The 13,238-nt window shown below is 59.9% G+C and carries 13 protein-coding genes and 1 pseudogene; 7 read left to right on the top strand and 7 right to left on the bottom strand.

Going from position 1 to position 13,238, the window contains the following annotated elements; translation table 11 throughout:
• Window positions 1–20: 20 nt before the first annotated feature.
• The 4 genes from FHT75_RS27560 to FHT75_RS27545 are packed head-to-tail and all read right to left on the bottom strand — an operon-like array spanning window position 21 to window position 3,392.
• Window positions 21–1,016 carry a branched-chain amino acid ABC transporter permease gene (locus FHT75_RS27560; protein WP_063474716.1) on the bottom strand — a complete coding sequence of 332 codons (996 nt, stop codon included), beginning with the start codon at window positions 1,014–1,016 and terminating at the stop codon, window positions 21–23.
• A complete protein-coding gene (locus FHT75_RS27555; protein ID WP_063474715.1) occupies window positions 1,013–1,894 on the bottom strand; it encodes a branched-chain amino acid ABC transporter permease in 882 nt (293 codons plus the stop codon). The genes FHT75_RS27560 and FHT75_RS27555 overlap by 4 nt, the downstream gene beginning before the upstream one ends.
• Complete coding sequence (locus tag FHT75_RS27550) at window positions 1,894–2,604, bottom strand: ABC transporter ATP-binding protein (RefSeq protein ID WP_063474714.1); 711 nt, start codon at window positions 2,602–2,604, stop codon at window positions 1,894–1,896. Before FHT75_RS27550 ends, FHT75_RS27555 begins: the two co-directional genes overlap by 1 nt.
• Entirely contained in the window at window positions 2,601–3,392 is a 792-nt protein-coding gene (locus FHT75_RS27545; protein ID WP_063474713.1) for an ABC transporter ATP-binding protein, read from the bottom strand. The genes FHT75_RS27550 and FHT75_RS27545 overlap by 4 nt, the downstream gene beginning before the upstream one ends.
• A 226-nt stretch (window positions 3,393–3,618) precedes the next feature.
• Between FHT75_RS27545 and FHT75_RS27540 the strand changes: the two genes are divergently transcribed.
• From FHT75_RS27540 to FHT75_RS27510, 7 genes are read left to right on the top strand one after another with little or no spacing between them, the layout of a single operon-like run.
• A complete protein-coding gene (locus FHT75_RS27540; RefSeq protein ID WP_063474712.1) occupies window positions 3,619–4,809 on the top strand; it encodes a cytochrome P450 in 1,191 nt (396 codons plus the stop codon).
• Entirely contained in the window at window positions 4,809–5,834 is a 1,026-nt protein-coding gene (locus FHT75_RS27535) for an amidohydrolase family protein (protein ID WP_082849689.1), read from the top strand. Before FHT75_RS27540 ends, FHT75_RS27535 begins: the two co-directional genes overlap by 1 nt.
• Window positions 5,835–5,862: 28 nt before the next feature.
• Window positions 5,863–6,792, top strand: a complete 930-nt coding sequence (locus FHT75_RS27530; protein WP_063474711.1) for an ABC transporter substrate-binding protein — start codon at window positions 5,863–5,865, stop codon at window positions 6,790–6,792.
• Between the two features lie 21 nt (window positions 6,793–6,813).
• On the top strand, window positions 6,814–7,482 hold the full coding sequence (locus FHT75_RS27525; RefSeq protein ID WP_063474710.1) for a 4-carboxy-4-hydroxy-2-oxoadipate aldolase/oxaloacetate decarboxylase: 669 nt from the start codon (window positions 6,814–6,816) through the stop codon (window positions 7,480–7,482).
• Between the two features lie 58 nt (window positions 7,483–7,540).
• Window positions 7,541–8,029 (top strand): cupin domain-containing protein, encoded by a 489-nt coding sequence (locus FHT75_RS27520; protein ID WP_244604885.1) that lies wholly within the window; start codon window positions 7,541–7,543, stop codon window positions 8,027–8,029.
• Between the two features lie 2 nt (window positions 8,030–8,031).
• Window positions 8,032–9,273: an NAD(P)/FAD-dependent oxidoreductase gene (locus tag FHT75_RS27515; RefSeq protein ID WP_063474708.1), complete on the top strand. Its 1,242-nt coding sequence runs from the start codon at window positions 8,032–8,034 to the stop codon at window positions 9,271–9,273.
• A gap of 16 nt (window positions 9,274–9,289) precedes the next feature.
• The gene (locus FHT75_RS27510; RefSeq protein WP_245294560.1) at window positions 9,290–9,628 is read left to right on the top strand and encodes a 2Fe-2S iron-sulfur cluster-binding protein; all 339 of its coding nucleotides are present in this window, start codon (window positions 9,290–9,292) and stop codon (window positions 9,626–9,628) included.
• A gap of 475 nt (window positions 9,629–10,103) precedes the next feature.
• Here the strand turns inward: FHT75_RS27510 and FHT75_RS27505 are convergent, their stop codons facing one another.
• From FHT75_RS27505 to FHT75_RS27495, 3 genes and pseudogenes are all read right to left on the bottom strand, one after another.
• On the bottom strand, window positions 10,104–11,477 hold the full coding sequence (locus FHT75_RS27505) for an NAD(P)(+) transhydrogenase (Re/Si-specific) subunit beta (protein WP_097596390.1): 1,374 nt from the start codon (window positions 11,475–11,477) through the stop codon (window positions 10,104–10,106).
• A 22-nt stretch (window positions 11,478–11,499) separates the two neighbouring features.
• Window positions 11,500–13,074, bottom strand: coding sequence for a Re/Si-specific NAD(P)(+) transhydrogenase subunit alpha (locus tag FHT75_RS27500; RefSeq protein WP_063474707.1), 1,575 nt, complete (start codon window positions 13,072–13,074; stop codon window positions 11,500–11,502).
• A gap of 23 nt (window positions 13,075–13,097) precedes the next feature.
• Window positions 13,098–13,238 (bottom strand): annotated as a pseudogene (locus FHT75_RS27495) (S-(hydroxymethyl)glutathione dehydrogenase); the annotation flags it as partial.

Genomic DNA, 13,238 nt, shown 5'->3' with positions numbered 1-13,238 from the left:
CTTCAGTATAGAAATAAATCTCATATCAGTTCCTCCCTTGTTTCAATTTGGCGTCGGCTACTCGCCATCCTCCGAAAAGTCATCGAGAGCCATTTTTCGATGAAGCCAGTGACCCCATTGCGCGCGACCATCATGATCACGATGAGCGCGAGGCCGTAGATCAGGTTGCCGAGGCTCAGGTTGATGTCAGATGCCCAGGTCGGGACGAAGACCATGAACAGACCGCCGAGAAATGCTCCGACGATACTGGTAACGCCGCCGACAATGCTGCCGATCACGATGTTGATGGACAGGATTGCCAGGAACGACTCCGGGCTGATGAAACCACTGATGATCCCGAACACTCCGCCGCCGAGTCCCGCGAGCGCCGAACTTGCGGCAAATGCCCAAAGGCGAGTACGTGTCAGGTTGATGCCGAGCGCTTGGGCAATCTGTGGATTGTCCCGCTGTGCCCTGAGCGCGCGCCCGTTGTCGCCGAAGAGCATTAGCGAGACAAGTAGGGCACCGATCCCCGCGCAAGTGAGCGATATGATGTAGAGCCACAACTCGGGATTGTCCGGCATGAACCTCGGAGGTTCGAGGGCATCGATCGGAAGCCCCGACACTCCACCCGTCAGGCTCCCCATCTTGAGCAGCAATTGCGGGAACGCGGCCGCGATACCAAATGTCACGATGGCAAGCTGCAAGCCCTGAAGCCTGAGTGCCGGAAGGCCGATGGCAAGCCCGACGACGGCCGCCACGGCTGCAGAGACAGGCAACGTTACGAGCGGCGAGATGCCGTAGGTGGCATTGAGGATCGCCGTCACGTAAGCGCCGACGCCGAACAGCGTTCCCTGCGCAAGGCAAATTTGGCCGGCGAACCCCATTAGCAGGTTCAGACCTAAAATGGCGATAGCGTAGGCGATCGCGATCGCCACCTGCTGAAGTGCGTATCCCGGCACAAAGACTGGGATAAGGATCGCGACGATCGCAAAGAGACCGAACTTGAGAGTCGCCGCGCGGAATCCGTCATTCATAGTTTTGTCACCTTGTAGGATCCGAACAGGCCGACGGGCTTGACGAGCAGGATGATGAGCGTGAGGGCGATCGGCACGGCGATGCGCATGTCGGCGCCGACGAACGAGAGGTAGCTGGCACCCAAGCTCTCGGCGACGCCGACGGCGAGGCCGCCAACGATTGCGCCAAGCGGACTGTCCCAGCCGCCGAGCGTTGCTGCAGCGAGCCCGTAAAAGAGGATTGGCGTCATCATCGTCGGGCTGAGGAAGAGCCGAGGGGCAATCAGGATTGCGGCAAGTGCCCCAATAATGGCGGCAAAGCCCCAGCCCAACATCAGCATGCGTTCGACATTAACGCCGACAAGTACGCTTCGGGCATGGTCGAAAGCCGCCGCACGCATCGATAGGCCAAGCCTGGTGAACCGGAAGATAAAGCCCATCGCCAAAGCGATAACAAAAAGGATCGTTAGCGTGCCGATGGCGGAAGCGAGCACGCGAACGCCGCCGATATCCAAACCGCCGTCAGGGAAGAGGCTTGGGAACGAGAGTTGCTCGGCGCCCCACATCCACATGCACGCCGCTTGGAAGAGGACGAGGATGCCAAGGGTGATGACGACGACCGCCTCCACGGGAGCGCTCATCATCGGCCGGATAATCAAGCGGAAAGTCACAATCCCAATAGCAAACGCCATAATGAGGCTCGCGAGGACGGCGAGCCAGAGCGGCGCACCCCATTGCATCAACTGCCAGGCCACATAGGCGGAAAAGGTCGCCATCTCGCCCTGGCCGAAGTTGACGACGTTGGTTGCCCTGAAGATGAGGACGAGCGCCAGGGCGAGCGCCGCGTAAATTGCGCCCGTGGTCAGGCCGCTGACGACGAGCTGGAAGAAGAGGCTCATCAGGCAACTCCCAGGTAAGATTTCTTGATGTCTTCGTTGGCGATCAGCTCGGTTGCCGCACCGCTTGCCACAATCTGGCCGGCCTCGATAACGAAGGCCCGGTCGGCATATTGAAGGGTGATGTCGACATTCTGCTCGACCACGAGCAGCGTCATGCCGTGATCCTTGTTGAGCGTCTTGAAAATCGCCAGGATTTCCTGAGTGATCGAAGGGGCGAGCCCGAGCGATGGCTCGTCGCACATCAGAAGCTTCGGACGAGACATGAGCGCGCGGGCGACAGCCAGCATCTGCTGTTCCCCACCGCTAAGGTTTCCCGCAAGCTGATCGCGCCGTTCGCGCAGACGCGGGAATGTCTCGTACCAGCGGTCTTTGTCCTCCCTCACTTGTGATCGGTTCGACACGATCGTTGCCCCGAGGGACAGGTTTTCATCGACCGTAAACTCGGAGAAAGTCCCGCGCCCCTGGGGTATATGAGCAATGCCGAGCGCGAGGCGCTTCTGCGCGACGATCTTGTCGAGCGCCATTCCCGAAAAGGCAATCGAGCCTTTGAAGGGGAGCAGTCCGGAAACGGCACGCAGCAGCGTCGTCTTCCCAGCCCCGTTGGAGCCGAGCAGGGCGACAAATTCGCCTTCTCCCACTGAGAACGAACAGTCGAACAGTGCCTGCGTCTTGCCGTAGAACACGGAGAGGTTCTTGAGATCCAGTGTCATGCCGCCTTCCCGAGGTAGGCGGCAATCACCGCGTCGTTGGACTTGATTTCGGAAGGGGTGCCTTCGGCCAAGTTGCGACCCAGATGCAAGACAATGATCCGGTCGCAAAGGCTCATGACCAGCCCCATGTGATGCTCGATGAGAAGAATGGAGAGGTTCCGCTTGCGTCGGATGCCATCGACGAGCGACCCAAATTCGTGGACCTCGCCGTGCGTCAGTCCGCCGGCGGGTTCGTCAAGCAGAAGAATTTTAGGCTCGGCGGCAAGCGCGCGAGCGATCTCCATACGCTTCTGCAGGGGATAGGAAAGCGATCCGGCCGCGCGCGCGGCGAGCTCGACCATGCCGACCTCTTCAAGCACCGCCATGGCCTTCTCGCGTGCAGACCGTTCCTCTGCCCTTATCCGAGACGGAGCAAAGATCGCTTGAGCGAACTTGCCGCCAAACCGGTGATGCGCCCCGAGCATGACATTCTCCAGAACGGTCATCGAGGCATAGATGCCGAGGTTCTGGAAGGTCCTCGCGATGCCCATTCCGATCATCTCGCGCGAGCCGACGCCTTCGAGTGGCTGACCGCCAAGCATGATGGATCCGCTTGTGTAATTTACGAGCCGGGTCGCCGCGTTGAGAAATGTCGATTTGCCTGCTCCGTTCGGCCCGATCAAGCCACAGATTTCTCCTGCCTTCACGGAAACCGACACATTGGTCAGGGCTTTGACGCCGCCAAACTGCACGGAGACATCCCGCGCCTCAAGCACAAGGCGCACCTCGGCGATGCTGCTGTTGCTCACTGATTTCCTCCCTTCCGAAGCGGTCTCTCCACGGCCTGTCCATTTCTCTTGTTGACAGCCAACCTCGCTTTGGATACCTATCAGTATCCGAAGACGTTTCGGTATGTCAAGCATCAATCGCGTGGCGATTGCTCCAAAGGAACGTCCTGAGAATGCATGCCGCCGGGTTGGAGAACATGGTGGCGGATTGGCGAAGACCCCGCGACGCGGGTGAGGGAGGAAATCAATGACGGGAACGCACACCGAACTGACGGGCGAAAATCTCTATAGGGATCCCTATCCCGTCTACGCGAGGCTTCGCGCGGAGGAGCCTGTGGCCTTCTTCGAAGGCACGAAAGAATATTTCATCACGCGGTTCGACGACTGCCGCACGATCGGCGGCAACGACAAGGTGTTTGGACCGTCGGGCTCAGCCGACCGTCCGGAAGCTCGCGTCATGGGCATGCCGAACGTCCTGACCATGTCTGGTGAAGATCACCAGTGCCTCCGTCAGGGTATCGACGAGAATCTCACGCAGGAACGCGTGCGCTCGTTCGTCGAAGGTCTGACGCGCTCGGTCGTGCAGCGTTATATCGACTCCATCAAGAAGAATGGCGAAGCGAACCTGACAACGGAACTCTTCGAGCCAATCTCGGTGCGGTGCATTGGCGACGTCATCGGCCTGACGGAGACGCCAAACGAAACCCTCGTCGAGTGGTTTCACGCGATGGCGCTCGGCCTGCAGAACGTCAGCAATGATCCGGCCATATGGAAGCGACTGGACGACGCGCTCGCCGACATCGACAAGCAGATGGGCGATCTTTACCAGGCGTGCCTATCAAAGCCCAACCACTCGCTGCTCAGCCATGTCATGTATGGCGGCATGGCAAAGGGCGAGGTTCGCAGCTGGGAGGAGATTTCTCCGACCATGCGCGTCATCATCCTTGGCGGTCTCCAGGAGCCGGGGCATGCGGCGGCGAATGCCTGCACGGGTCTTCTTTCGAATCCCGACCAGGCGAAGCTTATGGCCGAGCAGCCGCAGGAAAACGCGATGCGCGCCTTCGATGAGGGCTTGCGCTGGATCGCCCCGATCGGCGTAACACCGCGCATCGCCAAGGAAGATTTCGAGATCGCCGGAACGGTCATCCCAGAGGGGGCATCCGTCGCTATTGTCATGGGGTCGGCCAACCGCGATGAGACGCGTTTCGAAGATGCCGACCGTTTCGACATGTTCCGCAAGAAGAAGCAGCACCTGTCATTCGGCTTCCGTCCGCACTTCTGTTCCGGCCACTTCCTGTCGCGTGCGATGGGCGAGATTGCGCTTGCCGAGGTGTTCCGGCAGTTGCCCGATCTTCGTCTCGATACTTCGCGGGAGATCACAGGCAAGGGCTGGCGGTTCCGTGGCATCTCCGACCTTCCTGCGAAGTGGAATGGATGATGTCTTTGATCATCGACTGCCACGGCCATTTCACGACGGAACCACCAGAGCACCATGCCTTCCGAACGGCGCAAGTCGCCTATGCGGAAGGCAAGTCCTCCGAGCCGCCGATCTATCCGGGGATACCCGACAAGCAACTGCGCGACATTATCGAGGCGAACCAGCTTAAAATTCAGCGCGAGCGCGGTTCGCACGTGACGCTTCTCAGCCCGCGCGCCTCCGGCATGGGTCATCACGTGCCGGGACCGTCGGTCGCCAAGGAATGGTCGCGCCTGTCGAACGACAATGTCGGCCGGATCGTCGACATGTTCCCGGATAATTTCGCAGCCGTCTGCCAGTTTCCCCAAACAGTTGATGGCGACCTGTCTGATGTCATCGAGGAGTTGGAGCGCTGCGTCGAAAGCGGCTTTGTGGGCTGTAATCTCAACCCCGACCCGTCAGGCGGACGTTGGAGCTCGCCGCCGATCTACGATCCATGGTGGGACCCTATGTGGGAGGCCATGGTCGCCCTCAGGGTCCCCGCGATGATCCACGTTTCGAGTTCCTGCGAGCGGTGCCTTCACATGACGGGTGCGCACTACATCAACGCGGATACGGCGGTATTCATGCAGTTGATTCAGGGAGACCTGTTCGAGCGCCATCCGGAACTCAAGCTCATCATACCGCACGGAGGCGGGGCTGCGCCGTATCACTGGGGCCGTTATCGCGGCCTGTCGATCATGCTCGAAAAGCCGGGCCTCGACACGCACCTCATGAACAATGTGTTCTTCGACACCTGCGTCTATCACCAGGCGGGCATCGACACGCTCTTCCGCGTCGTCGACACCAAGAACATCCTGTTCGGCTCCGAGCTGCTCGGTGCTGTGAAAGCGATCGACCCGGAGACGGGGCATCCGTTCGACGACACCAAGAGATACATCGACCAGCTCACGCTTGATGACGAACAAAGACACGCAGTCTTCGAAGGAAACGCACGTCGGGTCTATCCGCTTCTGGATGAGCGGTTGCGCAAGCGCGGCCTTTGAAGCCTCGAAATTGTCAGGGAGAAAACATATGGCTTCCAGCCAAAGTCTAAGCCTCGCAGGCGGGGCGCAAGGGTTCAACTGGCTCCCGGTCTTCGTGGCTGAAGAGCATGGAATTTTCGCCAAGCACGGGCTGGTGATCGAATACAAGAAGATGGGCACCGTCGACAAGGCGACCACCGCGGTTGTCGAAGGCGAGGCCGATCTTGCGATAACGCCACCTGAAGGTGCCGTCTCGAACTTCGTCAAAGGCGGCGAACTCAGGGTCATCGCCTCGAATGCCAATCGCCTGCCGATGTCGCTGGTCGCTCAGCCCTCGATCAAGAGGATCGAGGACCTCAAGGGCAAAAAGGTCGGCACATCGTCGCTGACAGAGGGCACGGCGATCTACACCCAGATGCTGCTGTCCCAGGAAGGCCTGCGGTATCCCGGCGACTACGAATTCGAAGTCGCCGGCATCCACACCAAGCGCTGGGAAGCCCTGCAGACGGGGGAAATTGACTGCGCCCCGCAGCCCGCGCCATGGAATTTCCTGGCTGAACGTGATGGCTACAACCTGATCGGCGAGATCAATGATGTCATCCCCGAGATCGTCTTCGCCGCTGTCATTGGCCGCAAAAGCTGGTTGGATGGTAACCGTGATGTGGTCGGCCGTTTCCTCAAGGCATTGTTCGAGGCCTATTCGATCACGAACGACCCGAACCGCGAAGAAATCACGCTTCCGATTTTCCAGCGCATTACCACGAAAGACGACACCGAACTCGCCTCGCGCGGCCTCCACTACATGCGCGACATGGGTATGTGGCCCGGCGATTTGTCCATTCCGCAACGTGCCATGGACACCACGGTCGACTTGATGATCCGCGCCAACCTGCTTGACGGATCAGCCAGATCCAGCGCCGCAGGCGTGTTTGATCGCAGTTTCCTCCAAGGCGCGGTCGGCTGGTTGAATCACGTTTGATTCCATCTCGAGAGGTTCCCAATGAAGGTAATGACCAAGACACCGCGAACGGATCGCGAGACATGCGAAGCCTTGGGTAAGCTCGGCGTCGCTACAGTCCATGAAGCGCAAGGCCGGAAGGGATTGCTGGCCCCGCATCTGCGCCCCGTGATCGAGGGCTCGCGCATCGGTGGCACGGCGCTCACATGCGAGGTGCCACCGGGTGACAATTGGATGATCCATGTCGCGCTTGAGGTCGCGCAGCCCGGCGACATCCTGGTCGTCACACCAACTTCGCCGTGCACGGACGGATATTTCGGCGATCTTCTCGCGACATCGTGCAAGGCTCGCGGAATTCTGGGACTCGTGATCGATGCCGGCGTACGCGATGTCGCTGACCTGCGGTCCATGAACTTTCCCGTTTGGTCGAAGGCAATATCGGCCCAAGGCACGGTCAAGGAGACGCTCGCGAACGTCCAGGTCTCCGTGGTCTGCGCCGGAGCCTACATCGAACCCGGCGACGTCATCGTCGCCGACGACGATGGTGTCTGTGTCGTCAAGCGCGATGAGGCCGCGATGGTCCTCGAAAAAGCGCGCAAACGCCAGAAAATGGAAGACGAAAAGCGCGGCCTCTACGAGAGAGGCCAACTGAGCCTCGACATTAACAACATGCGTCCGCAGCTTGAGGCGAAGGGCTTGATCTATGAATAGGGCAACGCAACTGCGCATACCCCGGCGCGTCGTCACAGGGATTAGTAACGGCAGGTCAGTGTTCATCAGCGACGGCCCCGCACCCAATGCCCATGTGTACGGCTCTGTGCCGGGCCACCTTACTTCGGTCCTTTATGCAACTTCGGCGAAACCCAGCCTTCCGCAAAGTCATGCGGAGCAGGCGCCGCCGCAAATCCTGATCACCCCCGAACCGGGCCAGACGAAGCTGATGATCGTCGTCTTTCCGCCAGACTCGGTATTCGCAACCGTCGATCCAGCGGCCGCGATTGAGGAACAGGCGATGCACATCCCCGGCCTGATCCAGGCGTTCGAGCCTGATGCACCCGGGATGCACACTACAGATACCATCGACTATGACATCGTACTCGACGGTGAAGTGTGGCTTGAACTCGATGACGGCGCCGAAACGCTACTGAAGCAGGGCGACGTCGTCGTCCAATGCGGCACGCGCCATGCCTGGCGCAACAAGGGCGACAAGCCCGCGACCATGTGCTTCGTCCTCATCGGTGCTGAAAGAAAGTCGTGACAATGACGCAGGAGCATCACAATGGCTTCTTCGACTGCATCATCGTCGGCGGCGGACATGGCGGCTCGCAGTCAGCGGCGGCGCTCAGGCAGTCCGGGTTCACCGGACGCATTGCCCTGATCGGCGCTGAGGCGGAAGTTCCCTACGACCGCCCTTCGCTTTCGAAGGAATATCTCGCAGGCAAGAAATCCTTCGAAAGGATGCATCTGAGGCCGGGGGACTTCTGGACCTCCCGGCAGGTGGAACTGATGCTGGGCAGGCGTGTGACCACCGTCGATGCGGCAGCCCATGTCGTCGTCACCGACCTGGGCGAACGCTTCTCCTACGGCAGGCTCGTGTGGGCGGCTGGTGGCGAACCGAGGAAGCTTTCCTGCTCAGGCAGCGAGTTGGCCGGAATCTGCTATATACGCAACAAGGCAGATTGCGACGCGCTCGTCGAAGGCCTTCCCGGCGCCGAAAGGATCGTGATCGTCGGCGGCGGTTATGTCGGTCTCGAAGCGGCAGCCGTGTTCCGAGAGATCGGCAAGGAGGTCACTTTGGTCGAGGCGCTCGACCGCGTGCTCGCGCGCGTGGCGGGGGAAACGGTATCGAGGTTCTACGAAGCTGAGCATCGCGCACATGGCGTCGACATCCGCCTCAACTGCGGTGTCGGTTCGCTGGAAGGTTCCAACGGCCGCGTCAAGAACGTGGTGCTTGCGACCGGCGAGAAGATCCCAGCCGATATCGTCGTGGTCGGTATAGGCATTGTCCCTTCGGCCGGCCCACTGATCGAGGCGGGCGCGGAAGGCTCAAACGGTGTGGATATCGATGAGTTATGCCGGACATCCCTGCCGGACATTTACTGCATTGGAGACTGCGCCCGGCTTAGACATGGCCGCGGTATTCGCATTGAATCTGTGCAGAACGCGACGGATCAGGCGACGACTGCCGCGAAGGCGATCTGCGGCGAACTCAAGCCCTACGATGCAACGCCCTGGTTCTGGTCCAATCAATACGATTTGAGAATGCAGACCATCGGTCTCAACTACGGCTTTGACAGCGTGGTGACGCGCGGCAATCCCTCCAGTCGGAGCTTCAGCGTTATTTATCTGAAGGACGGGGCGGTTCTGGCCCTCGATTGCGTCAATGCATCCCGCGACTACGTGCAAGGACGAAAGCTTGTCGATAACTCAGCGAGGATTGACCGCGACGCCCTGGCCGACACATCGAAACAACTCAAGGAACTTGGCCCAGAAGTGCTGTGAGGCATTCGAGGCCCGAATGAAAGTGGAGGAAAAAATGTCTGTGATATCAGTGCGTACGCGGGATGGAGAGCTGCATAGTTTCGAGGGAAGGGTGGGCGCTTCGCTGATGGAGAACATCCGAGGCGCGGGCTTTGATGAGCTGCTCGCAATGTGTGGCGGGTGCCTTTCCTGTGCCACCTGCCACCTCTACGTCGAGGAGCTACCGAAGACCGCAACTCTGGCAGAGCCCTCGATCGACGAGAGTGAGTTGCTGGAAGGCTCCGACTACCGCCAAGAGAACTCGCGGCTTTCCTGTCAGATCCCCTTTGACGAGACTCTCAGTGGAATCGTCGTTCGCATCGCCCCCGAAGATTAATAATAGATCCGCTCGCATCACGGGCGGATCTCGAGGATTATTTGCCAATGCTGCCGGGCTAACGAGTGAATGCCCGGCGGACGAACCTGACGACCCAACATCCCTTTATTCGATCGGCTCAGCCTGCAATTGGCCCTGTGCCATACTTCGCCATCCAGGGTAGACCGTTCGAGCCGCCTTAACCGCATGTGGGCGTACCCGTCTCGGCGCTATCGCGCTCTGACGACTGGGGAGGCGGTCCGCCCCCTCAATCGGGCCAGATTTCGAGATCGCCAGCGGCCCTGCTCCCAAATCCTTTGTCGCGCAACCCGTATCCATATGTCGATTGCCACTTTCGCTATCGCATGGTCATGGTCGGACGAATTTGGGAGGGGCCGAGCGCACAACGGCGAGCCTGCCGTGACGGGCTTACGGCTGGCGCGCACATGTTTCTTTGAGAAAATGTCTCCAGTCGGAAGCGGAGATCATCAAGCTCTCAGGCCAGCTTCGGAAGCAGGCCGTTGACCGACTCCTTGGCGTCGCCGTAGTACATGCGGGTGTTTTCCTTGAAGAACAGGGGGTTCTCGATACCGGAATAGCCGGTGCCCTGGCCGCGTTTGGAGACGAAAACCTGCTTGGCTTTCCAGACCTCGAGGACCGGCATGCCTGCGATCGGCGAGTTCGGATCTTCCTGTGCCGCCGGATTGACGATGTCGTTCGAGCCGATGACGATGACGACATCGGTTTCATGGAAGTCGTCGTTGATCTCGTCCATCTCCAATACAATGTCGTAAGGGACCTTTGCTTCCGCCAGCAGGACGTTCATGTGGCCGGGCAGCCGACCTGCGACCGGATGGATCGCAAAGCGCACCTGCTTTCCGGCGGCGCGCAGCTTGCGAGTGAGTTCCGAAACCGCACTCTGGGCCTGCGCAACCGCCATGCCGTAACCCGGAACGATGATGACCGAGTCGGCATCGTTGAGCGCTGCGGCAACACCTTCGGCATCGATGGCAACTTGCTCACCCTCGACGACCATCGTCGGGCCCGAGACATTGCCGAAGCCGCCGAGAATGACCGACAGGAACTGGCGGTTCATCGCCTTACACATGATGTAGGAGAGGATCGCGCCCGACGAGCCGACGAGCGCTCCGGTTACGATCAACAGGTCGTTGCCGAGCAGGAAGCCCGTCGCCGCGGCCGCCCAGCCGGAATAGGAGTTGAGCATCGAAACCACGACCGGCATATCGGCGCCGCCGATGGCCATGACGAGATGAGCGCCGATGACAAAGGCGATCAGCGTCATCAGGTAGAGGGTCCATGCACCTGCGCCATTCATGTACCCGATCATCAGCGCAAACGACCCGAGCACCATCAGGATATTGAATATGTGCCGGCCGGACAGGATAAGTGCCTTGCCGCCGATATGGCCAGAAAGTTTGCCATAAGCGATGATCGAGCCGGTGAAGGTTACCGCACCGATGAACACGCCAAGGAAGATTTCCACTTCATGGATGATCTTTTCCGCATTGGTGGCGAACTCATGTGCCGTCATGTCGGAGTTGACGCCGATCAGTACCGCAGCGAGGCCCACAAAGGAGTGTAGCGCCGCCACGAGTTGCGGCATGCCGGTCATTTCGACGCGCTGTGCCAACAACGTGCCGACGACAGCACCAAAGGCAAGCATGATGATCAGGACGACGGAAAGCCCGACGCCCGGCCCAAGAATGGTCGCGAGCACGGCTATTGCCATGCCTGATATACCGTACCATACGGCGCGCTTGGCGCTTTCCTGACCGGAAAGACCGCCGAGCGAAAGGATGAAGAGAACGGATGCGGCGATGTAAGCCGCGGTCTGGATACCGATAGACATAGTTCTATACCCCGGGCTGGCGTCACGACTTTTGGAACATGTTCAACATGCGCCGCGTGACCATGAAGCCGCCAACGATGTTGATGGTGGCGATCGCCACCGAAACGGCGGCAAGGGCGGTCACCAGCCAGCCGCCTGCAGTGACCTGCAGCAACGCACCGATGATGATGATCCCGGAAATCGCATTGGTCACGGCCATCAGCGGCGTATGCAGCGAATGGCTAACACCCCAAATGACCTGGAAGCCGACGAAGCAGGAAAGCGCGAAGACGATGAAGTGGCCCATGAAGGCCGACGGTGCATAGGCGCCGATAAGCGCCATGAGAACACCGCCGACGACGAGCAGGCCGACCTGCTGCCGCGTTGCCGACTTGAAGGCGGAAGCTTCGGCTGCACGCCGTTCTTCCGGCGTCAACTCCTTGGGCTTTTCTTGTCGTTTCTGGGCTGCAATCGCCTGGATCTTCGGCGGCGGTGGCGGATAGGTGATCTCGCCCTGGAACGCCACAGTGGCTCCGCGAATAACATCGTCTTCCATGTTATGGACGAGAACGCCATCCTTCTTCGGCGTCAGGTCCGTCATCATATGGCGGATGTTCGTCGAATAGAGGGTCGAGGCTTGCGCGGCCATGCGGCTCGGGAAATCGGTATAGCCGATGACGGTGACGCCGTTCTCAGAAACGATCTTCTGATCCGGAACAGTCAGGTCGCAATTCCCGCCGCGTTCCGCCGCAAGGTCGACGACCACGGAGCCCGGCTTCATCGCGGCGACCATGTCGGCAAGCCAGAGCTTCGGCGCGTCGCGGCCCGGGATCAGCGCGGTGCTGACGACGATGTCGATGTCCGACGCGATCTCACGGAACTTTTTCAATTGCGCTTCGCGAAATTCGGGGCTCGACGGCGATGCATAGCCACCCGTCGCCGCGCCGTCCTGCTGCTGTTCCTTGAAGTCGAGGAAGACGAATTCGGCACCCATCGATTCGATCTGCTCGGCCACTTCCGGTCGAACGTCGAATGCATAGGTGATGGCGCCGAGCGAGATGCTGGTGCCGACGGCGGCCAGACCGGCGACGCCGGCGCCAATGACCAGAACTTTGGCTGGCGGGATCTTGCCGGCCGCGGTCACCTGGCCGGTGAAGAAGCGGCCGAAATTATTGCCGGCCTCGATCACGGCGCGATAGCCGGCGATGTTGGCCATGGAAGACAGCGCGTCCATCTTCTGGGCGCGCGAAATGCGCGGCACCATGTCCATGGCAACCACGTTTGCGCCGGTCGTCTTCGCCTGCTCGAGAAGCTCTTTGTTTTGCGCAGGATAGAAGAAGGAGATCAGCGTCTTGCTTGCCGAAAGCCTTGCTAGGTCGTTCGCTTCGGGCGGCCGCACCTGAGCGATGACGTCTACGCTTGCATAAAGTGCCTCAACGCTGTCGACGACCGTAACGCCAACTGCGCGATAGGCGTCGTCGGAGAAGCCGGCGAGTTTGCCGGCGCCCGTTTCGATGGCACAGTGATATCCGAGTTTCTGAAGCTGGGTGGCGCTGTCCGGCGTCATCGCGACACGTGCTTCCCCCTCGAACCGCTCTCGTGGCGAACCTATAAACATGTCACTCCCCATAATGCGATTTGTCAGTACACGACGACGCCGCGGATGCTCTTGCCGGAATGCATCAGGTCGAAGCCCTTGTTGATGTCTTCGAGCGGCATGGTGTGGGTGATCATCGGATCGATCTGGATCTTGCCCTGCATGTACCAGTCGACGATCTTCGG

It is taken from the genome of Rhizobium sp. BK112 (genome assembly GCF_014193215.1).
Classification (GTDB): domain Bacteria; phylum Pseudomonadota; class Alphaproteobacteria; order Rhizobiales; family Rhizobiaceae; genus Rhizobium; species Rhizobium anhuiense.
This window is presented reverse-complemented; position numbering and strand designations above follow the sequence as displayed.